Origin of the sequence: Curtobacterium sp. DN_7.5 (assembly GCF_022655355.1) — a bacterium.
Classification (GTDB): Bacteria; Actinomycetota; Actinomycetes; order Actinomycetales; family Microbacteriaceae; genus Curtobacterium; species Curtobacterium luteum.
In genome coordinates, this window is record NZ_CP093378.1 from 3,248,551 (window position 1) to 3,271,153 (window position 22,603).

Below are 22,603 nucleotides of genomic sequence, written 5' to 3' on the forward strand. Positions count from 1 at the left end.
CGCACGACGCAACCGCCTGGAGGCGCGGCGCCGGTCCCCGAGACCGGCACCGCGCCTCCGGTGCGTTGCGGCTACGCCTCGATGCGGTATCCGAGGCCGCGGACCGTGACGAGGATCTCCGGCGCACTCGGCACCCGCTCGATCTTCGACCGGAGCCGCTTGATGTGCACGTCGAGGGTCTTGGTGTCCCCGAAGTAGTCGGAGCCCCACACCCGGTCGATGAGCTGCCCGCGCGTGAGCACCCGACCGGCGTTGCGGAGGAGCAGCTCCAGGAGCTCGAACTCCTTGAGGGGCATCGGCGTCTCGGAACCGTCGACCGACACCGTGTGGCGCTCCACGTCCATCCGGATGCCGCCGACCTGGAGGATGCCGGAGTCGCCCGGGTCGTCCTCGGTCCGACGACGGAGCACGGCTCGGATGCGCGCGAGGAGTTCCCGGGTCGAGTACGGCTTCGTGACGTAGTCGTCGGCGCCGAGTTCGAGCCCGACCACGATGTCCACCTCGGAGTCCTTCGCCGTGAGCATGATGATCGGTGCGTTCGACCGGGTCCGGATCTGCCGGCAGACCTCGGTGCCGGACAGCCCCGGCAGCATCAGGTCGAGCAGCACGAGGTCGGGGTTCTCCGCGTCGAACTTCGACAGCGCCGTCACGCCGTCGGCAGCGACGGAGGTCTCGTACCCCTCGCGCTGCAGCAGGAACTCCAGGGGCTCGCTCAGGGCCGGCTCGTCGTCGACGATGAGGATCTTGGTCACGATGGCTGCTCTTCCAGTTGCTCTTCGAGTGCGGTGGTCAGGTCGGTGTCCGCCTCGGGCAGGCGGATGGTGAAGGTCGAGCCCTTGCCGGGCTGCGACCACACGCGCACGTCGCCGCCGTGGTTGCCGACGACGTGCTTGACGATGGCGAGCCCGAGGCCGGTGCCGCCGGTGGCCCGCGACCGGGCGGGGTCCACGCGGTAGAACCGTTCGAACACGCGGTCGAGGTCGGCCTCCGGGATGCCGACGCCCTGGTCGGTGACGGCGATCTCCACGAAGCCCTTCGTGCTGCGGACGCCCACGCCGACACGGGTGCCGTCCGGCGAGTACTTCACGGCGTTGGCGATGAGGTTCGACACCGCCACCTGCAGCAGGCCCGGGTCGCCCATCACCATGAGCTTCGTCTTCTTCGCGCGGACGATGTCGATGTCGCGGGCGCTGGCGACGACCTCGTTGGCGTCGACGGCGGCCTGCACGATGCGGTCGATCGACGTCTCCTCGCTGGACTCGAGCGCGTCGACGGACTGCAGACGGGACAGCTCGATGATGTCCTTCGTGAGCGCCCCGAGCCGCTCCGACTCGGTGACGAGCTGGGCGGCGAACTTCCGCACGTGCTCGGGCGAGTCCGCCGCGGCCACGAGCGTCTCGGACAGCAGGCCGATCGCGCCGATCGGGGTCTTCAGCTCGTGGGAGATGTTCGCGACGAAGTCCCGCCGGACCTCGTCGATGCGCCGGCTCTCGGTGAGGTCGTCCGCGGTGACGAGGACGTACCGGTTGCCGAGCTGCGCGGCCCGGAAGCTCAGGTAGCCGATCAGCTCACCGCGTCGGCCGCGGGGCAGCTCCATGTCCTCGGAGCCCATCTCCCCGCTCGCGCGTACCCGGTCCACGAGGTCGCGGAGTTCCTTGTGCACGAGCCGTCGGCGCACGACCAGGCCGACCGTGAGCGCCTGCGGCGAGGCGGCCACGACGGTGTTCGAGGGGTCGACGACCACGGCGGGGTTGTGCATCGTGGCGATCACCGCTGCCACACCGTCCGGGAGCGTCCGCTCCGCGACGTCGGCTGCACGCGCCGTGCGCTCGGCGGTGATGATCAGCACCACGACGCCCGCGCCGAACACCCCGCCGAGGAGCATCGACAGTGGCACGAGCCACGCGTTGTCCATGGCGCCAGTGTAGGGATGGTCACGCGCGGTTCGGACACCGTTCACCGCCCTCCCGCGCGGTTCCGGCGCCGTCCGACGAGACGTTCAACCGCACGTCACCGTTCGTTCACCTCGGGTGACGACACTCGTCCGGTACCGCAGAGAGAGGCACTCCCCCATGCGCGAAGTCTTCCAGCAGGAGCTCCAGGACGTCCAGGAGCGACTGACCGAGATCGCCGGGCTCGTCGAGTCCGCCATCACCCGCGCCACCCAGGCGTTCAGCGACTCCGACGTCGCCCTCGCCGAGGAGGTCATCGCGGACGACGCGAAGATCGACGAGGCCGCGAACAGCCTCGACGAGATCGCGATCGACATCCTCGCTCGCCAGGCCCCCGTGGCCCGCGACCTCCGCGTCGTCGTGACCGCGCTCCGGGTCAGCTCCTCGCTCGAGCGCATGGGCGACATGGCCGAGCACATCGCGCAGCTCGCCCGCCAGCGCTTCCCGGAGAAGGTCGTGCCGAAGGGCCTCCGCGGCACGTTCAAGAAGATGGGCGCCCACGACGTCGCCATGGCGCAGAAGCTGACGCGCCTGCTCGCGACCGAGGACATCGCGCTCTCGGCGGAGATCCGCGACGAGGACGACGCCGTCGACGAGCTCCACGCGAGCGTCTTCGACTTCGTGCTCGGCGAGACGTGGAAGGGCAACCCGATCGACACGGTCGACGCGACCCTGGCGTCCCGCTACCACGAGCGCTTCGCCGACCACGCGGTCTCGATCGCGAAGAAGGTCGAGTACCTGGCGACGGGCGACTGGGCAGGCGCGTCCTCGGTGACGGTCTCCCCGGCCTGAGTCGGCACTGCACGACGGGAGTCGGCCCGCACCGCGCGTACGCGTGGTGCGGGCCGACTCCCGTTTTGCGGTCTCCCCGCTCGGACGGGAGGATCGTGGCATGGCTCAGGTCGCGATCGTCGTCAACGGGATGCCCGGTTCGGGCAAGAGCACCGTGGGCGCCGCCCTCGCGGAGGTCCTCGGGTGCCCGTTCCTGTCGAAGGACCGGATCAAGGAGCCCTTGGCCGACATCGCCGGCCCGATGATCGCCTCGCGCGACCTCGGCGCGATCGCGATGGACACGATGTGGTCGATGGCGCGGGCCGTCGAGAACGGGGTCGTCCTCGACGCCGTCTGGCTCCCGTCACGTGACCGCGCCCTCCTGGAGGCAGGGCTCGCCTCCGCAGGGTCCCCTCGCGTCGTCGAGGTGTGGTGCGACGTCGACCGCGCGACCGCCGACGAGCGGCTGCGGGAGCGCTACGAGCCGGGCACGCTCCCGGTCCGGCACGACGTGCACGGCGACCTCGCCTCGGTGCTCGCGTTCTGGGACGAGCACGGTCCCACGGCGGGGCCGGTCGGCCTGCCCGGCGCCCCGGTCGTCCGGGTCGACACCGCGAAGCCCTACGACGTCGGCGCCCTCGTGCAGGAGATCGCCGCGCACTTCGTCTGACGCACGAACGCCCCGCCGGTGTCGGCGAGGCGTTCGTCGTGGGACGGGGTGCTACTTCTTGGCGCCCTGGGCGGCGACGGCAGCGGCACCCGCCGCGGCGGCCTCGGGGTCGAGGTAGTACGAGGGCTTCGTCGGACGGAAGTCGTCGTCGAGCTCGTACACGAGCGGGATGCCCGTCGGGATGTTGAGCCCGGCGATGTCGTCGTCGGAGATGCCGTCGAGGTGCTTGACGAGCGCGCGGAGCGAGTTGCCGTGCGCGGTGACGAGGACGGTCTTGCCGGCGGCGAGGTCCTTCGTGATGTCCGACTCCCAGTACGGCAGGAGACGGTCGATCACGAGCTTGAGCGACTCGGTGCGGGGCAGTTGGTCGCCGAGGTCGGCGTAGCGGCGGTCCCCGGCCTGCGACCACTCGGCGTCGTCGGCGATGGGGGGCGGCGGCACGTCGAACGAGCGACGCCACTCCATGAACTGCTGCTCGCCGTACTGCTCGAGCGTCTGGGCCTTGTCCTTGCCCTGCAGGTCGCCGTAGTGGCGCTCGTTGAGCCGCCAGTCGCGCTTCACCGGGAGCCAGGCGAGGTCGGCCTCGAGCAGGGCGATGTCGGCGGTCTGGATCGCGCGGGTCAGGAGCGAGGTGTACAGGACGTCCGGCACGATGCCCGACCCGGCGATGAGCTCGCCGGCGCGCTTCGCCTCCTTCTCGCCCAGCTCGCTGAGTCGGACGTCGACCCAACCGGTGAACAGGTTCTTCTGGTTCCAGTCACTGTTGCCGTGACGGAGCAGGACGAGCGTGGAGGTCATGCACCCGAGTCTACCGAGCGGGTGCGCCTCGCTACCCTGGGGCCATGCCCATCGGGAACGTCACGCGCGGGACCACCGGGGTCAACCGGCTCCGTCGCGTCGACCGGTGGATCGCCGCGCTCCCGGTCCTCCGCCGGACCGCTGACCCGCTCGTGGCCGACATCGGGTACGGCGCCCGCCCGACCACGACGCTCGAGATGCGCGACCGGCTCGCCCGCGTCCGCCCGGACGTCGAGGTGACCGGCATCGAGATCGAACCCGAGCGGGTGGCGCTCGCGAACGCCGGCACGCGGGACGGTGTGACCTTCCGGCTCGGCGGCTTCGAGACCCCGACGCCAGGGGGTCGTCGTCCCGCGGTGATCCGGGCGTTCAACGTCCTGCGGCAGTACGACGAGTCGGCCGTCGTCGACTCCTGGCGGATCATGCAGGACCGCCTGCAGCCCGGCGGCGCGCTCGTCGAGGGCACGTGCAACGAGGTCGGACGGGTGGCCTCGTGGGTGACGCTCGACGACGTCGCCCCGCGGTCCTTCACGGTGTCGCTCCGGTTGGCCGGGCTCGAGGTGCCCTCGGTGGTGGCGGAGCGGCTGCCGAAGGCGCTCATCCACCGGAACGTCCCCGGGGAACGCGTGCACGACTTCCTCCGCGACCTCGACCTGGCCTGGGCGGTTGCGGCACCGCTCGGCACCTACGGCCCGCGGCAGCGGTGGCTCGCGGCCGTCGGGGGCCTGCGGGACCGCGGCTGGCCGGTGCTGCACGGGGGCTCGCGGTGGCGCCTCGGCGAGCTCACCGTCCCGTGGGAGGCCGTGGCCCCGGCCGACTGACGCCGGGGTCGCCCGCGTCGCGCGGTGCGAGGTCGCACGGTGCGAGGTCGCGCGGCGGGACGTCGCACGGTGCGAGGTCGCGCGGTGGGACGTCGCACGGTGCGACGTCGTCCACACGGTGCGAGGTTGCAACGCCGCACCGTGTGAGAAACCCCGCACCGAGCGGCCGAGCGGCTTCGCGGCCGAGCGCAAGCCACCGCGGGCGTCGGCGCGCTACGAGCGGCGGACCGCGCCGAGCCGTGGCAGCCGCGGCACGTTCGCCGTCGCCCCGGCACCCGGCGGCACGATGACCTGTTGCGCCGCGGTCACGACCACATCGTCCGCGTGCAGGGTCAGCGTCGCGTCCGGGTCGAGGGACCGCTTGACGACCGCGAGCCCGATCGGCCCGAGCTCGTGGTGCACGGCCGAGGCGGCGAGACGGCCGACCTCGTTCTCCCCGAGCAGCACCGGCGTCCCCGGCACCGGCAGCACCGCGTCCGACCCGTCGAGGTGGAGCAGCACCGCACGACGCGGCGGGTGCCCGAGGTTGTGGACCTTCGCGACCGTCTCCTGACCGCGGTAGCAGCCCTTCGACAGGTGCACGGCGGACCGGAGCCAGTCGAGCTCGTGCGGGATCGTGCGCTCGTCGACGTCGGAGAGCGACGGACGCCAGGCGGCGATCCGCAGGGCCTCGTACGCGAGGAGGCCCGCGGCGGCCACGTCGGACGCAGCGATCGCGGCCGCGGTGCCGGGCTCGACCACCGCGATCCGGAGGGTCCAGTCGGACGCGGGGTGGGCCTCCAGGGCGGCGTAGCCCCAACCGCCGGGCGCGACCTCCGACCACGGGTCGACCCACTCGGCCGCCGCGTCGGCGGGGCCGACGGCACCGTCGAACCGACCGAGGGTGACGAAGTCGGCGGAGCGGTCGGCGACCTCGACGCGCAGCATGAACCGCATCGTGTCGAGCCACGCGGCGAGCGGCGCGGCATCGGCGGGCTCGGTGAGCAACCAGGTGGCCGTGCCGTCGTCGACGACGCGGGCGGCGTGCTCGACCCGGCCGGAGGCGTCCAGGACGAGCGTCTCCGTGGAGACCCCGGGCACGAGACCGAGCAGGAGCTGCGAGGTGATCGAGTTGAGCCACGAGAGCCGGTCGGGGCCGGTGACGGTCACGACGCCGAGCCCGAGTTCGACGACCGCGCGACCCCGATCGAGGAGTCGCTGCTCGGCGAGCGGGTTGCCGTAGTGCGCGGCCACACCCGTGTCGGCGGCCACGAAGCCCGGCCGCGACGCGAACGGCGTCGGCATCAGTCGACCTTCGCGAGCTGCCCCGAGGCGTGCGAGGTCAGCTCCCGTCCGAGCGCCGCGATGTCCCACGCCCAGAACAGCTTGCCCTCGACGAGGCCGTACAGCCGCGTCGCCGCGGAGTACTCCTTCGCGTTCGGCGAGCGCACGACGGTGTCGGTCGCGAGGTCGATCCGACCCTTCGCCACCCGTCCGACGTAGAGCTCGTTCACGCCCGTCGGGTGCACGATCGCCGCCTCGACGTCGAAGCCGTCGGTCGCGTTGCGCAGGGTCTCGACGCTCTGGGTCGTGCTGAACGGGGTCGGCCCGTCGCCCAGGAGCATCGCCGGGCCGCGGTCGCCGGGCTCGTGCGGCCGGTCGAGCCGCCAGTAGCCCATCTCGGCCGCGAGCGGGGTGTGCTCGTCGTCGAGCAGCCACGTCGTGGACGAGTAGTTGAGGTAGGGCAGGCCGTCGTGGCTGAAGCTCACGCGCTGGCCGAAGTCGTACTTCCGGGGCTCGTCCTCGTCGCCGACGGGGTACTCGACGACGCCGGTGCCCTCCCAGACGCCGACGAGCCAGGACAGCGGCACGAGTTCGGGTGCGAGGCCCTCAGGCAGTTCGATCAACGCTGACCCTTGAACAGCTTCACGACGACGGTCACCGAGATGAACGCGATCGCGAGCGACGCCAAGCCGAGGAGGCCCACGTAGAAGAGCTCGAGCGCAAGCAGCGAATCCATGCCCCGAGTCTACGCGGCGCGGCTCAACGCGCCAGGAGCACCACGGCGGTGACGAGCACGACGACGAACGCGCCGGACGAGGCGATGCTGATCCGTTCGACCAGGCCGTCCTTCGTCGCCGTGATGAGCTGCAGCACGAAGCTGACGAGCACGCAGAGCACGAAGACGAGGAGGAGCCAGGCGAACGAGTCCTTCTGCGCGAGCGTGATCACGAGGACGGCGCCGACGACCGCGAGCAGCCACACGGGGAGCACGGACGTCAGCTTGAGGCGACGCTGGTCGGCGGGCGGCACGGGCTCGGTCACGCGCCCCATCATGACAGAGGGTGTCCGGGCGCCGGGCGGGGCGGCGGTGGGGCGGGCCCGGTCGCGGGCCGGGCCGCCCGCGCCCGCTGGGTACCGCGCCAGCGGCCGCGGCCGCGGCCGCGTCCGCATCCGCATCCGCGGGCGCACCGTCCGCCCGGACGGCGGGCCGCTTCCCGAGCATCACTAGGATGTGTCCACGTCGTCCCCCACGCTCTGGAGGTCCTGTGGCCCAGCTCCTGGTACTCACCTCGGCCGCGCCCGGCGACGTCCTGCCGAGCCTCGGTCTCCTGAGCCACCGGATCCGCCACGTCCCCGCCGAGGCCGCGCAGCTCGTGAACGCGCCGCAGAGCGACCTGGTCTTCGTCGACGCCCGGGTCGACCTCGTCGGCGCCAAGGCCCTGTGCAAGATCCTCGTCACCAGCGGGTCGCCGACGCCGATCGTCCTCGTGGTCACCGAGGGCGGCCTGACCGCGGTGAACAGCGAGTGGAACGTGGACGACGTCGTGCTCGAGTCGGCCGGCCCGGCCGAGGTCGACGCCCGCATCCGGCTCGCCGCCGGTCGTGCGGCGAAGCAGCCGGCCAGCACCAAGATCCAGGCGTCCGGCGTCGTCATCGACGAGGCCAGCTACTCGGCGAAGGTCCGCGGACGGCCGCTCGACCTCACCTTCAAGGAGTTCGAGCTCCTCCGCTTCTTCGCGACGCATCCCTCGCGCGTGTTCACCCGCGAGCAGCTGCTCAGCGAGGTCTGGGGCTACGACTACTTCGGCGGCACGCGCACGGTCGACGTGCACGTGCGACGGCTCCGCGCCAAGCTCGGTGACCTCGAGTCGCTCATCGGCACGGTCCGGAACGTCGGCTACCGCTTCAACGTCTACGAGGACGAGGCCGAGCGACTGGCCGGACAGTGACGATCGCGCTCGACGCGTTCACGGTCGCGGGCGAGCCACGGCCGTTCTCCGACCAGACGCTGGTGGACGTCCGAGCCGGGCGCGCGACGGTGCTCGGCGACGAGCACGGGGTCGCCGTCGTGCGCGACGGGGAACTCGAGGTGGCGGTCGCCCTGGAGGCCCGTGGGCGCGGCCTCGGGACCGCCCTCGTCACGCAGGCGCTCGCCCTGGGCGACGGGGCGCCCGGCGCGTCGTCGCGTGCTCCGCGGCTCGCGTGGGCGCACGGGGACCACCCGGCTGCACGGGCGCTCGCGGCGCGGTTCGGCTGGCGTGCCGTCCGCACGCTGCTCCAGCTCCGGGCGCCGGTGCCGTCGGTCGCGCCGGACGTGGCGCTGCCGGACGGCTCCTCGCTCGCGGCGTTCCGGGCCGGTGACCCGGAGGACGAGGCCGCCTGGCTCGAACTCAACGCCGCCGCCTTCGCGCACCACCCCGAGCAGGGCCGGATGACGCTCGACGACCTCCGTGCCCGCGAGGCCGACCCCTGGTTCTCCGGGGACGACCTCCTGCTCGTGCGGGATGCGACCGGCCGGCTCGCCGGGTCCTGCTGGCTCAAGGTCGAGGACGGCACGGGCGAGTTCTACGCCGTGGCCGTCCGGCCCGACCTGCAAGGACAGGGACTCGGCGGGGTGCTCATGCGCGCCGGGTGGGGGCGACTGGTCGGGCGCGGCCTCACCGCCGCCGCGCTGTACGTCGAGGGCGACAACGAGCCCGCGCTGGCGCTCTACCGGCGGTCCGGGTTCACGCAGCACGCGATCGACGTCCAGTACGCGGCCGCCTGACCCCTGCACACCGGGTCCGTTCACGCCGCGTTTCCACAGCCGTCACGAACAGCCCTCGTCGCGGAGGCCGCGGGTGGCAGGATGTGGGCATGGACACCGAACCGCAGCTCGACGGCGAATCCGTCGCACCGGACCTCGACGACTTCGACGAGGTCGTCGAGGTGGAGCACGAGTCGCTGCCCTCGGACCGCTACTTCGACCGCGAGCTCAGCTGGCTCCGGTTCAACCAGCGTGTGCTCGAGCTCGGTGAGGACCGCACGCAGCCGCTGCTGGAGCGGGCGAACTTCCTCGCCATCTTCGCGTCCAACCTCGACGAGTTCTTCATGGTCCGCGTCGCCGGGCTCAAGCGCCGCATCGACACCGGCATCGCCGTGCCGACGAACGTCGGGCGCGCCCCGAGCGACGTCCTCCGCGACATCGCCCAGAAGGCCCACGAGCTGCAGGACCGCCACGCAGCGGCGTTCATCGACTCGCTGAAGCCCGACCTCGACGCCGCGGGCATCCACATCGAGCACTGGTCCGACCTCGACGAAGCCGACCGGCTGCGCATGCGCGAGTACTTCAACGAGCAGATCTTCCCGGTGCTCATGCCGCTCGCGGTCGACCCGGCACACCCGTTCCCCTACATCTCGGGGCTGTCGCTCAACCTGGCCGTGCGGGTGCGGAACCCGAAGTCGCAGCGGCAGGAGTTCGCGCGCCTCAAGGTCCCGCAGAACTTCTCCCGGTTCATCGCCCTGCCCGACGACGGCTCCGGGCGGCAGCGGTACATCCCGCTCGAGGACCTCATCGCGAACCACCTCGACGACCTCTTCCCCGGGATGGAGGTGCTCGAGCACCACGTGTTCCGCGTGACCCGCAACGAGGACGTCGAGATCGAGGAGGACGAGGCCGAGAACCTCATCCAGGCCCTCGAGCGCGAGCTCCTCCGCCGTCGGTTCGGACCGCCCATCCGCCTCGAGATCACCGAGGACATGGACCCGGTGACGCTCGACCTCCTCGTCCGCGAGCTCGACATCACGGAGCAAGAGGTCTACCGCCTCCCGTCGCCGCTCGACCTCGGCGGCCTGTTCGAGATCGCGAAGATCAGCCGACCGGACCTGCACTACCCCAAGCACGTGCCGACCACGCCCGTGCAGTTCCAGCCGGGCGAGCCGAACACGAAGCCGGACCTGTTCCGAGCGATCGGCCGGTCGGACGTCCTCGTGCACCACCCGTACGAGTCCTTCGCGACGAGCGTGCAGGCGTTCCTCGAACAGGCGGCTGCCGACCCGAACGTCCTCGCGATCAAGCAGACGCTCTACCGCACCTCGGGCGACAGCCCCATCGTCGAGGCCCTCATCGACGCCGCCGCCGCGGGCAAGCAGGTGCTCGCCCTCGTCGAGATCAAGGCGCGCTTCGACGAGCAGAACAACATCGGCTGGGCGCGCAAGCTCGAGAAGGCCGGCGTGCACGTCGTCTACGGCCTCGTCGGGCTGAAGACGCACTCGAAGCTCGTCCTCGTCATCCGTCAGGAAGGCGGGACGCTCCGGCACTACAGCCACATCGGCACCGGCAACTACAACCCCAAGACCTCGCGCATCTACGAGGACATGGGCCTGTTCACCGCCGACGACACCGTGGGCAAGGACCTGACCCGCCTCTTCAACGAGCTGTCCGGCTACGCCATCGAGAAGAAGTTCAAGCGGCTGCTCGTCGCGCCGCTGCACCTGCGCAAGGGACTGATCAAGCGCATCCAGGCCGAGGCCGACAACGCCCGCGCGGGCAAGCCCTCGGGCATCCGGATCAAGGTCAACTCGATGGTCGACGAGCAGATCATCGACGCGCTGTACCTCGCCAGCCAGGCCGGCGTGCCCGTCGACGTCTGGGTGCGCGGCATCTGCTCGCTCAAGCCGGGGATGGAAGGCGTCTCGGAGACCATCCGGGTCCGGAGCGTCGTCGGCCGGTACCTCGAGCACTCGCGGGCGTTCGCGTTCCACAACGACGGCGACCCGGTCGTGTTCATCGGCTCCGCGGACATGATGCACCGCAACCTCGACCGGCGCGTCGAGGCCCTCGTGCGCCTGTCCGACCCCGCCCACGTGGCCGAGGTCCAGGACATGTTCGACCTCGCGATGGCCGACACGACGAGCTCGTGGCACCTGGAGTCCGACGGCGAGTGGACACGCCACTCGACCGATGCGGACGGGCGCCCCCTCGCGGACGTGCAGAATGTCCTCATGCGCAAGATCTCGGCCCGGAAGCGCTCCACTCGGTGAGCGGCGGTCCCGCGGGTCCCGTCGTCGCAGCCGGAGCCGTCGTCTGGCGTGAGCAGGACGGGCGGCCGCTCGTGCTGCTCATCCACCGCGGGCACCACCACGACGTCTCCTTCCCGAAGGGCAAGGTCGACCCGGGCGAGAGCGTCCCGACGACCGCGGTCCGCGAGATCGACGAGGAGACCGGCTACCGGGTCCACCTCGGGGCGCCGCTCGGCACCGCCGAGTACGTCCTGCCGAACGGCCGCGACAAGGTCGTGCACTACTGGTCCGCCCGGGTGTCGAACAAGGAGTTCGAACGCGCCGGGACGTTCCGGCCGAACGACGAGGTCGCCGCGGTCGAGTGGGTGTCGATCGACGACGCCCGCGGCCGGCTGACCTACGAGCGCGACGTCGAGGTCCTCGACCGGTTCGCCGACCGCGCCGCCGCCGGCGAGCACAAGACCTTCGCCCTCATCGCACTCCGGCACGCGAAGACCGTCCCCGGCTCGGACTGGGACGGACCGGACGCCACCCGGCCACTGCTGCCGGTCGGCCGCTCGCAGGCCCGGGCGGTCGTCGCACCGGTCGCGGCGTTCGGCCCGAAGAAGATCGTCTCGAGCACGGCGGCGCGGTGCCTCGCGACCGTCGAGCCCCTCTCCGCACGGACGAAGGTCGGCGTCTCGTCGACCCCGGACATCAGCCAGGACGCCCACGACCGCGGCGCCGCCAACGTCAAGGGCGTCGTGCTGCGTCGGATCGACAAGGCGAAGTCGACCGTCCTGTGCTCGCATGGGCCCGTCCTGCCCGACATCATCGCCCGCATCGCCGGCGCGACGGCCGACGGCAGCCGACACTTCGACCTCCGTCGGGCAGCGATGCTCTCCGTCGGCGACTTCGCCGTGATGCACATCGCCGGCGGCAAGCTCGTCGCCGTCGAGACGCACCGGAACACCATCGCCTCGTAGGCCTCGGACAACGCCTTCCCAGGCCGACCGGCCCGTCGCCGGAGGCCTCGCGGCGGCGGTGATCCGTGCCTCCCGGCCGACACCGCCGAGCATGCGAACGCATGCGCCGCGCGCGGGCGCAGTGGCCCGATCCTGCACCCGCACCGGCCTGCGCGTCCACGCGCCGCGAGCGGGGCAAGCCCTCGTTCACCTCCCGTTCACCCCCGGGCACCTCCCGGGTCACCTCTCGTCCCTACAGTCGCTCCCGGGTCAGCACCGGCCCGCGGGACCCGCAGCGGTCCCACCTGCACTGACATTCCCGAAGGGACCCCTGTGAACATCAAGCGAATCGGCACGGTCGCGGCGATCGCGATCGTCGGCGCCGTCGCGCTGTCCTCCTGCGCCTCGAACGAGGGCGGCGCGGGCGACAACGCCTCCGGCTCGTCGAGCTCGGGCACGGACTACTCGAAGCTCTCCGGCACCCTGACCGGCTCGGGCTCGTCCGCGCAGCAGACCGCGCAGGCCACGTGGACCGCCGGGTTCCAGAACGTCGCTTCCGGCGTCACGGTCAACTACTCGCCCGACGGCTCGGGCGCCGGCCGCAAGAACTTCATCTCGGGTGCCGCGGACTTCGCCGGCTCCGACGCCGCCCTCTCGGACGACGAGCTCTCGGGCTCGTTCGCCAAGTGCGCCGCGGACTCCAAGGCCATCGACATCCCGGTCTACATCTCCCCGATCGCGATCGCCTACAAGGTCGACGGTGTCAAGGACCTCACGCTCGACGCGAAGACCATCGCGGGCATCTTCTCCGGCAAGATCACCAAGTGGAACGACTCGGAGATCAAGGACCTGAACAAGGACGCCTCGCTCCCCGACGCGAACATCACCGTCGTGCACCGCTCGGACGACTCGGGCACGACCGAGAACTTCTCCGAGTACCTCGACGCGAACGCGAAGGACGTCTGGGGCAAGGAGCCGAGCCAGACCTTCCCGTACCAGGTCGGTGACGCCGCCGCGAAGACCTCGGGTGTCGCCTCCTCGATGGCCAGCGCCTCGAACGCCATCACCTACATCGACGACTCGGGCGCGGGCTCGCTCGACAAGGCGAAGCTCATGGTCGGCGACAAGGCCACCACGATCTCGGCCGAGGGTGCCGCCACCGTCGTCGCGGACTCCGAGACGGTCTCGGGCCGCGCGGACAACGACCTCGCGATCGACATCAACCGCACCGACACCGCCGACAACGCGTGGCCGCTGGTGCTCGTCTCCTACGCCATCGCGTGCCAGGAGTACAAGGACTCGGCGACGGGTGAGCTCGTGAAGGGCTACCTCGACTACGTCGTGTCGAAGGACGCGCAGGACGCCGCCGCGAAGGAGGCCAAGTCGGCCGCCCTCTCGAGCGACCTCTCGGAGAAGGCCGCGAAGGCCGTCGCCTCCATCAAGTAACGCCCGCTGAGCGCCCGGACGCCGGTCCCACCCATCTCGACCGGCGTCCGGGCACTCGCCCGTCACGGCACCACCTCCCCACCTCCCCCGCTCTCCCGTTCCCGGGCGATCCTCCGACAGGAGTCCCATGACGACCGCACCGGCCCGCGAAGGGGCCACCGTCATCCCGAAGCCCAAGGCCGTCGTCCGCATCGGCGACCGGGTGTTCTCTGCCGCCTCGGTCATCTCCGGCGGCCTCATCCTCGTCGTCCTCGTGCTCGTCGCCGCGTTCCTCGTCTGGCAGAGCATCCCGGCGCTCGTCGCCAAGGCCGGCACGCTGCCGAACGGTTCCGCCAACTTCTGGGACTACGTCGGCCCGCTCGTCTTCGGCACGGTGTGGTCCGCGCTCATCGCGCTCGTGATCTCCGTCCCGCTGGCGCTCGGCATCGCGCTCTTCATCTCGCACTACGCACCGCGGCGGCTCGCCCCGGTGCTCGGCTACGTCGTCGACCTGCTGGCAGCGGTGCCGTCGGTCGTCTACGGCCTGTGGGGCATCGTCGTCCTCGCGCCGTTCGTGAAGCCGTTCTACGTCTTCCTCAACACGTACTTCGGTTGGTTCCCGCTCTTCTCCGGACAGGTGACCGGCACCGGCCGCACCATCCTCACGGCGTCGATCGTGCTCGCCGTGATGGCGATCCCGATCATGACCGCCGTCATGCGCGAGATCTTCCTGCAGGCGCCGACCCTCAACGAGGAGGCCGCCCTGGCCCTCGGCGCGACCCGGTGGGAGATGATCCGCCTGTCCGTCCTGCCGTTCGCGAAGTCCGGCATCGTGTCCGCGATCATGCTCGGCCTGGGTCGCGCGCTCGGCGAGACGATGGCCGTCGCCCTCGTGCTGTCGGTGTCGACGAACGTGACCCTCCAAGTGCTCACGTCGCTCAACCCCTCGACCATCGCCGCGAACATCGCCCTGCAGTTCGCCGAGGCCTCCGGCACCGCCCTGAACGCCCTCGTCGCGTCGGGCCTGGTCCTCTTCGTCATCACCCTGGTCATCAACATGCTCGCGCGGTACATCGTCCGCAAGCGAGTGAGCTGAGAGGTACGGCCCGATGTCCCTCGCCCTCCGTCAGTCCGGCATGACCGGCAACGCCTACGCCAACGGCAAGCTCCACAAGTCGGTGCCGTGGCTCCTCCTCATCGGCTCGTGGGTCGCGCTGATCGCCGTCTTCGCGCTGCTCAACGCCGGCGGTGCCGTGAAGGACTTCAACGTCGTCGCCGCGCTGTTCCTCGGCACGGTCCTGTTCGACGTCCTCATCGTGGTCGTCTCGCGGATCGTCGAAGGTGGCCGCAAGGCGGTCGACCGCCTCGTCACCTCGCTCGTCGTCACGGCGTTCGTGATCGCGGTGCTCCCGCTGGTCTCCCTGCTCTGGACGGTCCTCGCCGACGGCCTCGCCCGCTTCGACGCGGAGTTCTTCTCGTACTCGATGCGCGGCGTCATCTCCGAGGGCGGCGGCGCCGTGCACGCGCTCGTCGGCACGCTCGAGATCACGCTCTTCGCGGCCCTCATCTCGGTCCCGATCGGCCTGCTCACCTCGATCTACCTCGTCGAGTACGGCAAGGGCGCGCTCGCGAAGGGCATCACGTTCTTCGTCGACGTCATGACGGGCATCCCCTCGATCGTCGCGGGTCTGTTCGCCTACTCGCTCTTCGCCCTCTTCCTCGGCCCCGGCGCCCGCTTCGGCCTCGTCGGCTCGATAGCCCTGAGCGTGCTGATGATCCCGATCGTCGTGCGCTCCACCGAAGAGGTGCTGAAGATCGTCCCGATGGAGCTCCGCGAAGCCTCGTACGCTCTGGGTGTGCCGAAGTGGCTGACCATCGTGAAGGTCGTGCTGCCCACGTCCCTCGCGGGCATCACCACCGGTGTCATGCTGTCGATCGCCCGGGTCATCGGCGAGACCGCGCCGCTGCTCGTCACGGCCGGGTTCACCGCATCGATGAACTACGACCTCTTCAAAGACCCGATGATGACGCTGCCCGTGTTCGCGTACACGCAGTACTCGCAGCAGGGCGCCAACCCGGTCCCGTTCGTGGACCGGGCGTGGACGGCCGCGCTGCTCCTCATCCTCATCGTGATGGCGCTCAACCTGCTCGCGCGCTTCATCACCCGCCTCTTCGCCCCCAAGCTCCCCCGCTAGCGCGGCACCGACCACCACTCCGAAGGAATCCACGTGTCCAAGCGCATCGAGGTCGACGGCCTCAACGTCTACTACTCGAAGTTCAAGGCGGTCGAGGGTGTCGACATCACCATCGAACCCCGCACCGTCACCGCGTTCATCGGTCCGTCCGGCTGCGGCAAGTCCACGTTCCTCCGCACCCTGAACCGCATGCACGAGGTCATCCCCGGCGCCTGGGTCGAGGGCTCGGTCAAGGTCGACGGCGACGACCTCTACGGCGCGGGCGTCGACCCGGTGCTCGTGCGACGTCAGGTCGGCATGGTGTTCCAGCGGCCGAACCCGTTCCCCACGATGTCGATCAAGGACAACGTGCTCGCGGGCGTGAAGCTCAACAACAAGCGCATCTCGAAGTCCGAGGCCGACGACATCGTCGAGCGCTCCCTGCAGGGCGCGAACCTCTGGAACGAGGTCAAGGACCGCCTCGACAAGCCCGGCATGGGCCTCTCCGGCGGTCAGCAGCAGCGTCTGTGCATCGCCCGCGCGATCGCGGTGCAGCCCGACGTGCTCCTCATGGACGAGCCGTGCTCGGCACTCGACCCGATCTCGACGCTCGCCATCGAGGACCTCATCGAGGAGCTGAAGAAGGAGTACACGATCGTCATCGTGACCCACAACATGCAGCAGGCCTCGCGCGTCTCCGACAAGACGGCGTTCTTCAACATCGCCGGCACCGGTCACCCCGGCAAGCTGATCGAGTACGACGACACCGCGACGATCTTCTCGAACCCGTCCGTGCAGGCCACCGAGGACTACGTCTCCGGCCGCTTCGGGTGATCGGCTGACGCAGCGTCACGCACGCTCGGCCCCGTCGGACCACGGTCCGGTGGGGCCGTCGGCATCGTAGGGTGCGCCGAGGAGCTTCGACGGTCGTGCTCGTGCGACGCCGCCGCTGTCAGACGACAACGGGCCGGTCGCTCCGTGCGGACGCGGCAGGTTGCACGCGCCCAACAACGACGCCGCCGCTGTCGGACGACAGCGGCGGCGTCGTGAGACAGCGGCAGCGAACGATGCGACCGCCTGGGGCCAGCGATCTCCCGGGACCGACCGCCCGGGGCCAGGGCCCGCCCGGCGCTACGCGTCGAGCGGGACCGCGGCGATCGGCGTGGTCGTCGGCTGCTCGGAACCACCGGCCGGCTCGACCGTGATGCCCACGGTCACACCGTCCTGCAGGTCGCCGGTCAGCACAGCCGAGTGGACGCCGTCGGAGGACTGCTCCATGAGGCCAGCGGGCTTGATCGCACCACCGGACGCCTTCGACGCGATGTACCAGAGCTCGTAGGTCTTGCCCTTCGGCGCGGCCTGGACCCCGTCGAGGATCACGGCCGACTTGCCGATGTCCTTCGACCAGACGACGGTGGCGGTGCCCCCTCCTTCGACCGGCGTGCTGCTGCGCTGGAAGTCCGACGCCGCGTAGATGCCGTCGAGGACGCTCGAGCTCTGCGACGAACCAGCACCCGGGCCGGGCTCCGAACCGGGGTTCAGGACACCACCGACGCTGAGCCCGACGCCGAGGAAGACCACCGCCACGGCGGCTGCCGCGGACATGGCCGCTGCCGGGCGCTGGAACCAACGACGGCGAGCCGCGGACTCCGCCGGACCCGGCACCACGGAGGACGTGGGTGACGGGGCGGAAGCGGATCGTGCCTCCAGGCCGTCGTCGAGCGCGGGAGTGTCCGCGAAGGACGCAGCGGGAGCCGCGACCTGCGGCGTGGTCTGGATCTGCGCCATCAGCGATGCCTTGAGCGACGCCGGCGGCTCGATCGGGTCGGTCGAGTACGCCAGCTGCAGCGCGGTCTCGCGCAGCGAGTCGGCCTCGGCCCGGAGGTCGGACGAGAACGCGAGCGCGTCCTCGACCTGGGTGCGCTCCTCATCGGAGAGCGCATCGAGCGCGTACGAACCTGTCAGGGAGGACGGGTCGTCGTGTCGGTCGGTCATGAGGTCACCCCCATCTCGTCTCGGAGTCGGATCATCCCGTCGCGGAGACGGGTCTTGACGGTGCCGATCGGGACACCGAGTTGTTCGGCCATCTCGCTGTGCGAGAAGCCTCCGTAGTACGCGAGCTGCACCGCCTGGCGCTGGAACTCGGTGAGCTTCGCCAGTGCCCGGCTCACCCGCTCGTGCTCGATGCGGATCTCGACCGATTCGGTCACCTGGTCGAAGCCGGACTCGAAGTCACGGATGCCGATCCGGGTGTCACGGTCATGCGAGGCCTGTGAGGCCCGCACCCGGTCGACCGCGCGGCGGTGCGCCATCGTGAGGACCCAGCTCGCGGCGGTCCCACGGCTGCGGTCGAACCGGGTGGCCTGCTGCCAGACCTCCAGGAAGACCTCCTGCGTGACCTCCTCGGACTGGGCACGGTCCCGCAGGAGCCGGGTCACGAGGCCGAGCACACGCCCGGAGAGTTCGTCGTACAGGTCGGAGAAAGCCGCCTGGTCGCCGTTCGCAACCCTGGTGAGGAGTTCATCGGGCGACGGCGGCGCCGGCTCGGCAGAGCCCCAGCGCTTCGTGTCGCGTTCCACGATGGCAAGCATTGCAGGTTTCCCCCCTCTCGGTGCACGGGGCGCTGCATGTGCTCAGGCATCGTGCAGCTGTTCGGGTGTGTGGGCGAGGGGGCCACGTGGTCCGCAGGGAATTGACCGACTGACGCCGGACCGGGCCGCGTGGGACCCCTCGCTGTGACCGGGACAGGGCCTGGCCACGGTGATGATTCGGTGCCCTCGACCGGGCGGATTGGACGGGTCCTGGATCGGTGCGGTGTCCGACGTGCGAGAGCGGATTCGACGTGTCCAGGGTCGTTCCGTAGAGTGGACGTCGCCGGGCCGCAGCAAGCCCCGGGCTCCAAATTTCGCCGCTTCGAGCGGCCTCGCGCCGAGAGGCGCTTCTGCGGCCCGGTTCTTCTGTGTCTGCCGGTCGGTCGGCCGGTGCTGTTCCGTCGTCGGTGGCGTGCTGTCGGTGGCGTTCCGTCGGCGCCGTTCCGTCGATGGGCGGGACGGCCTGGAGGCGCGGGGCGGGGTCGCACCGTGCCTCCCGTCCGGCGGCGGGTGCTGTCCGGACGCGGCGCGCGCGGGATCAGTCGAGGCTGTCGCGGCGCCAGAGCGCCGCAGCCTCCGTCAGGTCCGCCGCGAGTTCGGTGAGGCGGAACGCCCGCGTCGTGAGCTCGGTCGCACGCGCGGACGCCGTGAGGTCGGCCTCGTCCGCGACCGCCGTGGCTCCCGCCGCGGTCAGCCGGCAGAACGCCGCGCCGCGGTCCAGCGCCACGGCGAGGTCACCCGTGTAGAGGCCGTGCAGGATCCGGTCCGCGAGGGTGAGGATCTCCGCCGGACCGGTCGGCTGCTCGGCGCCCGCGACCGCTTGGTCGATGGTGCCGATGCGCTCGGTGCCGCGCTGGAAGAAGTACGCGATCTCGTCCGGGGCCTGCCGGATGACCGTGCGGACGAGGTAGATGCGCCAGAGCGCCCCGGGCAGCGTGTGCGCCCCGACCCGCGCCCAGAGCTCCGCGATCGCATCGATGCCGTGCACGTCCGTGTAGGTCACGAGTCGCTCCACCACCGCGGGGTCCGGGTCCTGCCGCACGCGGTGGAGCAGGGCGTTCGCCGTCTCGTGCGCGACGCGGTTCACCACCGCAGGGTCCTCGCCGCCCTGGATCGCGGCGAACTCGGCATCGGTGAAGTGGACGGGACGGTGGTGATCGCGAGGCACCGCGACAGTGTAGGCGCGGCCACCGACGCCCCACGTCCCCCGTTCGCCCAGAACGCAACGAGCGCTCCGCGGGTACGGTGCTCCGGCAGGGAGGGACCACTCCCGGACGTCACGGAGAGGACCCCCATGAACGCCCTGCTCATCATCCTGGCCGTGATCGCGGTCATCCTGCTGTTCGTCGGTGGCTTCGCCGCAAGCCTCAAATTCCTGCTCTACGTGGGCATCGTGCTCGCCGTCATCGCACTCGTCCTCTGGCTACTGCGGACGCTGACCGGCCGTCGGAGCTGACGAGCCCGGTCCCCGGTGCCCGTGTGGAGGCCCGTACCCGCTAGCCTTGCGGGTGCGGGCCTCTAGCTCAGTTGGTAGAGCACCGGACTTTTAATCCGAGGGTCGTGGGTTCGAGCCCCACGGGGCCCACCGTTCCCGAACACCGCCTTTTCATCCGAGGGTCGTGGGTTCGAGCCCCACGGGGCCCACCGCTTCGCCCCACAGGATGCGCCCGGACCGGTTTCCCTAGGATGTCGGTCGTGTCGTGGCGGAACAGACGAGCGCGAGCGGGGACGGACCACCCCGCCGTCCAGCGTCCCCGCCGCTCCCGGCTGCCCCTCGTGGGCCTCGGCGCGATGGCGGTCGGTGTCGCCGGACTCCTCGTGCTGCTGCCGAGCGTCTCGAGCGCCTGCCAACCGACCGTCTCGCCACGCAGCGAGTCGGCGGTGCGCACTGCCTCGGCCATCGCCACCGGGTCGGACGTGCTCGTCATCGGCGACTCGTACTCGACGGGCGTCGGCTCGTCGAGCGGTCGACACGGCTGGGCGCAGGACCTCGTGGCGGATCGGCACTGGAACGCGACGATCGACGCCTACCCCGGCACCGGGTACGTCGACACCGGTCGGCCGAGCACGTCGTACTACTCCTACGAGGCCCGCATCGAGCGGATGGCGCGACGGATGACGCCGGACCTCGTGATCGTCCAGGGCAGCCAGAACGACTGGCTCGTGGACGCGGCGACCCTGCAGGCCACGGTCGAGCGCACGCTCCGGAAGGTGCAGCAGCAGTGGCCGAACGCGACCGTGATCGCACTCGGGCCCTCAGCGCCGTACCCGCGGTCCACGGCGAACAGCGGGATCTCGGCTTCCGTGGCCGCCGGAGCCGAGGCGGTCGACGTGCCGTACATCGACGCACTGTCGGACGGCTGGTTCACCCCGTCGAACAGCCGCCGCTACGTGTCGGACGACGGCGGGCACCTCGACGACGCCGGGTACCAGTACCTCGCGGACCGTGTCAGCGCGGCACTCGACGACCTGGCCTCGGCGCCGAGCGGCGACGAGCACTGCGCCTGACGTCCAGGACGCTCGGTCCGGGGTACAAGTCGTCCACAGGCACCTCTTGTCCGTTCCACGGCACAGCCCAGTGTGCGTTCAGCGGTCTGTTGGGTTGACGCCGATAGTGTCGTTCCCGGATCCGAGCAACGGGTCCGGCACCACAGCACCATCGAAGAACGAACGGGGTACACCGTGATCGAGCCCATCGAAGCCACGCACACCAGCGCCGACGGCGCGCGCCGCATCGTCGAGCTCGCAGCAGCAACCAAGACGACCATGAGCGACGAGCTGCTGCTCGACACGCTCCGCCGCAACGCGAAGGTGTCGACGCGGCACATCCGCGAGGACTTCCTCGAGGTCGCCAACACCACCACCGTGCTCGGCTACGTGTGTCGGCAGCGCTCGGAGTACATCGCGCTCCGTGGCGACGACCCGGCCTGGGCGCAGGAGGTCGGGCGTTACCGCACCGAGTCCCTCGCGGTCGAGGCGCTCCGCATGCGCCGCGCCTGACGCCAGCGCCGCTCCTGGTACCGCACGCGGTACGCCGAAGGCCGCCCCGAACCGGGGCGGCCTTCGTCGTGTGCGGCCGCGCGCTCGGGCAGCTGCGTGCCCGAGACTCGGCCTCAGCGACCGATCTCGGACCGCCGACCACGAGAACGGTCGCTGAGCGCGAGACTCGGCAGCGCGAGCGCGAGACTCGGCAGCGCGAGCGCGAGCGCGCGACTCGGGGCCTGCGGCAGCGCGCGGAACCCTCAGGACCAGACGCGCCGGATGCCCCAGGTACCGGTCCAGGTCTCGTCGGGCTCGAGCCAGCGCAGCCCCTCCCCGGAGTTGAGCGCGTTCGCCGGCGCCGTCATCGGTTCGACCGCCACGGCCAGCCCGGTGCCGTCGCCGCGGGGGAACGTCCGGGACGTGAAGACCTGCACGTACGGGAACGACTCGTCCTGCCAGAGCTCGACGCCGTCGCCCTCGGGTCCGTGGAGTGTCGTCCGCCGGACGCCGTCCTGGTCGGCCGCGATGTCCGTGTAGGCGGTGTCGAGGTCGGAATCGCCCGCCCGGCGCCCCCCGCGCAGGTCGGAGTCCGTGCCGGTGACGTCGAAGGAACCGTCGGGCACCTTCTGCTCGTTCGTCGAGAAGGCCGTGGCGGCGTCGAGGGTCACGACGAGGTCCTCGGCGGGGGTGTCGCCCGCGCGCAGGTACGGGTGCGCTCCCACGGCGAACGGCGCTCGGACACCGGAGCGGTTCGTGATCGTGTGGGTGACGCGGATGCCGTCGTCGACGAGCTCGTGGTGCACGCGGGTCTCCAGGGTGAACGGCCAGCCGTGCTGCGGGTGGATCGTCGCCTCCTGCTCGATCGACGACTCGGTCTGCGACACCGTGCGGTACGGGGCGAAGCGGAGCAGCCCGTGTGAGGCGTTGCCGTACTTCGGCTCGGAGACGTCGAGCTGTTGCGCGACTCCGTCGAGCTCCCAGCGACCGCCGGCGACACGGTTGGGCCAGGGCACGAGCACGATGCCGTCCGCTCCGGGCGGTGCCTGGTCGACGTCGAACGGCTCGGTGAGGTCGAAGCCGGCGACCCGGAGTTCCCGGATACCGGCGGCGACCTCGGTCACGACGGCCTCGACGACGCCGTCCGGTCCGGCGTGGCGGAGGTGGTACTGGCCTCCGGTGGGGGCTGCGGTCATGGCGGGCTGGTCCTTCCT

Annotated in this window: 24 protein-coding genes and 1 tRNA gene; 15 read left to right on the top strand and 10 right to left on the bottom strand. The window is 70.9% G+C overall.

The features are described from left to right. Positions 1 to 71: 71 nt before the first annotated feature. A complete protein-coding gene (locus MON03_RS15255) occupies positions 72 to 752 on the bottom strand; it encodes a response regulator (protein WP_022903445.1) in 681 nt (226 codons plus the stop codon). After that, complete coding sequence (locus tag MON03_RS15260) at positions 749 to 1,915, bottom strand: sensor histidine kinase (RefSeq protein WP_022903444.1); 1,167 nt, start codon at positions 1,913 to 1,915, stop codon at positions 749 to 751. Before MON03_RS15260 ends, MON03_RS15255 begins: the two co-directional genes overlap by 4 nt. A gap of 157 nt (positions 1,916 to 2,072) precedes the next feature. On the opposite strand from MON03_RS15260, the gene phoU reads away from it, so the two are divergent. Further along, positions 2,073 to 2,744: a phosphate signaling complex protein PhoU gene (gene phoU / locus MON03_RS15265; protein ID WP_022903443.1), complete on the top strand. Its 672-nt coding sequence runs from the start codon at positions 2,073 to 2,075 to the stop codon at positions 2,742 to 2,744. Between the two features lie 100 nt (positions 2,745 to 2,844). After that, a complete protein-coding gene (locus MON03_RS15270) occupies positions 2,845 to 3,393 on the top strand; it encodes a P-loop nucleotide/nucleoside kinase family protein (RefSeq protein ID WP_022903442.1) in 549 nt (182 codons plus the stop codon). Between the two features lie 51 nt (positions 3,394 to 3,444). On the opposite strand, the gene MON03_RS15275 is transcribed toward MON03_RS15270, so the two are convergent. Further along, positions 3,445 to 4,191, bottom strand: coding sequence for a phosphoglyceromutase (locus tag MON03_RS15275; protein ID WP_022903441.1), 747 nt, complete (start codon positions 4,189 to 4,191; stop codon positions 3,445 to 3,447). A 44-nt stretch (positions 4,192 to 4,235) separates the two neighbouring features. Here MON03_RS15275 and MON03_RS15280 point away from each other — a divergent pair, with 44 nt between their 5' ends. After that, a complete protein-coding gene (locus MON03_RS15280) occupies positions 4,236 to 5,012 on the top strand; it encodes a class I SAM-dependent methyltransferase (RefSeq protein ID WP_242089300.1) in 777 nt (258 codons plus the stop codon). Positions 5,013 to 5,225: 213 nt separating this feature from the next. On the opposite strand, the gene ygfZ is transcribed toward MON03_RS15280, so the two are convergent. From ygfZ to MON03_RS15295, 3 genes are all read right to left on the bottom strand, one after another. After that, positions 5,226 to 6,296, bottom strand: coding sequence for a CAF17-like 4Fe-4S cluster assembly/insertion protein YgfZ (gene ygfZ, locus MON03_RS15285; protein ID WP_242089302.1), 1,071 nt, complete (start codon positions 6,294 to 6,296; stop codon positions 5,226 to 5,228). Further along, a complete protein-coding gene (locus MON03_RS15290; RefSeq protein ID WP_022903438.1) occupies positions 6,296 to 6,898 on the bottom strand; it encodes a heme-binding beta-barrel domain-containing protein in 603 nt (200 codons plus the stop codon). Before MON03_RS15290 ends, ygfZ begins: the two co-directional genes overlap by 1 nt. Positions 6,899 to 7,034: 136 nt before the next feature. Then, positions 7,035 to 7,316: a hypothetical protein gene (locus MON03_RS15295; protein WP_148286137.1), complete on the bottom strand. Its 282-nt coding sequence runs from the start codon at positions 7,314 to 7,316 to the stop codon at positions 7,035 to 7,037. Between the two features lie 224 nt (positions 7,317 to 7,540). On the opposite strand from MON03_RS15295, the gene MON03_RS15300 reads away from it, so the two are divergent. The 8 genes from MON03_RS15300 (at position 7,541) to pstB (ending at position 16,653) form a co-directional block, all read left to right on the top strand. After that, positions 7,541 to 8,224 carry a response regulator transcription factor gene (locus tag MON03_RS15300; protein WP_022903435.1) on the top strand — a complete coding sequence of 228 codons (684 nt, stop codon included), beginning with the start codon at positions 7,541 to 7,543 and terminating at the stop codon, positions 8,222 to 8,224. Beyond that, a complete protein-coding gene (gene mshD / locus MON03_RS15305; protein ID WP_175327646.1) occupies positions 8,221 to 9,042 on the top strand; it encodes a mycothiol synthase in 822 nt (273 codons plus the stop codon). Before MON03_RS15300 ends, mshD begins: the two co-directional genes overlap by 4 nt. 89 nt (positions 9,043 to 9,131) lie before the next feature. Further along, positions 9,132 to 11,297, top strand: a complete 2,166-nt coding sequence (locus MON03_RS15310) for an RNA degradosome polyphosphate kinase (protein ID WP_242089304.1) — start codon at positions 9,132 to 9,134, stop codon at positions 11,295 to 11,297. Continuing rightward, positions 11,294 to 12,241 (top strand): NUDIX hydrolase, encoded by a 948-nt coding sequence (locus MON03_RS15315; RefSeq protein ID WP_242089306.1) that lies wholly within the window; start codon positions 11,294 to 11,296, stop codon positions 12,239 to 12,241. Before MON03_RS15310 ends, MON03_RS15315 begins: the two co-directional genes overlap by 4 nt. A 312-nt stretch (positions 12,242 to 12,553) precedes the next feature. Beyond that, the gene (locus MON03_RS15320) at positions 12,554 to 13,666 is read left to right on the top strand and encodes a phosphate ABC transporter substrate-binding protein PstS (protein WP_022903431.1); all 1,113 of its coding nucleotides are present in this window, start codon (positions 12,554 to 12,556) and stop codon (positions 13,664 to 13,666) included. Positions 13,667 to 13,793: 127 nt separating this feature from the next. Then, positions 13,794 to 14,741, top strand: coding sequence for a phosphate ABC transporter permease subunit PstC (pstC, locus tag MON03_RS15325; protein ID WP_022903430.1), 948 nt, complete (start codon positions 13,794 to 13,796; stop codon positions 14,739 to 14,741). Between the two features lie 13 nt (positions 14,742 to 14,754). After that, the gene (gene pstA / locus MON03_RS15330; RefSeq protein WP_022903429.1) at positions 14,755 to 15,840 is read left to right on the top strand and encodes a phosphate ABC transporter permease PstA; all 1,086 of its coding nucleotides are present in this window, start codon (positions 14,755 to 14,757) and stop codon (positions 15,838 to 15,840) included. A 33-nt stretch (positions 15,841 to 15,873) separates the two neighbouring features. Continuing rightward, positions 15,874 to 16,653 (top strand): phosphate ABC transporter ATP-binding protein PstB, encoded by a 780-nt coding sequence (gene pstB, locus MON03_RS15335; RefSeq protein ID WP_022903428.1) that lies wholly within the window; start codon positions 15,874 to 15,876, stop codon positions 16,651 to 16,653. A 297-nt stretch (positions 16,654 to 16,950) separates the two neighbouring features. Here the strand turns inward: pstB and MON03_RS15340 are convergent, their stop codons facing one another. From MON03_RS15340 to MON03_RS15350, 3 genes are all read right to left on the bottom strand, one after another. After that, positions 16,951 to 17,814 carry an anti-sigma factor gene (locus MON03_RS15340; RefSeq protein ID WP_022903426.1) on the bottom strand — a complete coding sequence of 288 codons (864 nt, stop codon included), beginning with the start codon at positions 17,812 to 17,814 and terminating at the stop codon, positions 16,951 to 16,953. Beyond that, positions 17,811 to 18,410, bottom strand: coding sequence for an ECF RNA polymerase sigma factor SigK (sigK, locus tag MON03_RS15345; protein WP_022903425.1), 600 nt, complete (start codon positions 18,408 to 18,410; stop codon positions 17,811 to 17,813). Before sigK ends, MON03_RS15340 begins: the two co-directional genes overlap by 4 nt. Before the next feature lie 538 nt (positions 18,411 to 18,948). Then, on the bottom strand, positions 18,949 to 19,578 hold the full coding sequence (locus MON03_RS15350; RefSeq protein ID WP_175327642.1) for a DNA-directed RNA polymerase subunit beta: 630 nt from the start codon (positions 19,576 to 19,578) through the stop codon (positions 18,949 to 18,951). A 126-nt stretch (positions 19,579 to 19,704) separates the two neighbouring features. Here MON03_RS15350 and MON03_RS15355 point away from each other — a divergent pair, with 126 nt between their 5' ends. The 4 genes from MON03_RS15355 (at position 19,705) to MON03_RS15370 (ending at position 21,410) form a co-directional block, all read left to right on the top strand. After that, positions 19,705 to 19,866: a hypothetical protein gene (locus MON03_RS15355; RefSeq protein ID WP_022903423.1), complete on the top strand. Its 162-nt coding sequence runs from the start codon at positions 19,705 to 19,707 to the stop codon at positions 19,864 to 19,866. 56 nt (positions 19,867 to 19,922) lie between these two features. Continuing rightward, positions 19,923 to 19,995: transfer RNA gene (locus tag MON03_RS15360), tRNA-Lys, on the top strand. 110 nt (positions 19,996 to 20,105) lie between these two features. Continuing rightward, complete coding sequence (locus MON03_RS15365; protein WP_187289801.1) at positions 20,106 to 20,918, top strand: SGNH/GDSL hydrolase family protein; 813 nt, start codon at positions 20,106 to 20,108, stop codon at positions 20,916 to 20,918. A gap of 174 nt (positions 20,919 to 21,092) precedes the next feature. Beyond that, positions 21,093 to 21,410: a hypothetical protein gene (locus MON03_RS15370; protein ID WP_175327640.1), complete on the top strand. Its 318-nt coding sequence runs from the start codon at positions 21,093 to 21,095 to the stop codon at positions 21,408 to 21,410. Positions 21,411 to 21,652: 242 nt separating this feature from the next. On the opposite strand, the gene MON03_RS15375 is transcribed toward MON03_RS15370, so the two are convergent. Further along, entirely contained in the window at positions 21,653 to 22,585 is a 933-nt protein-coding gene (locus MON03_RS15375; protein ID WP_022903420.1) for an aldose 1-epimerase family protein, read from the bottom strand. Positions 22,586 to 22,603: the final 18 nt, after the last annotated feature.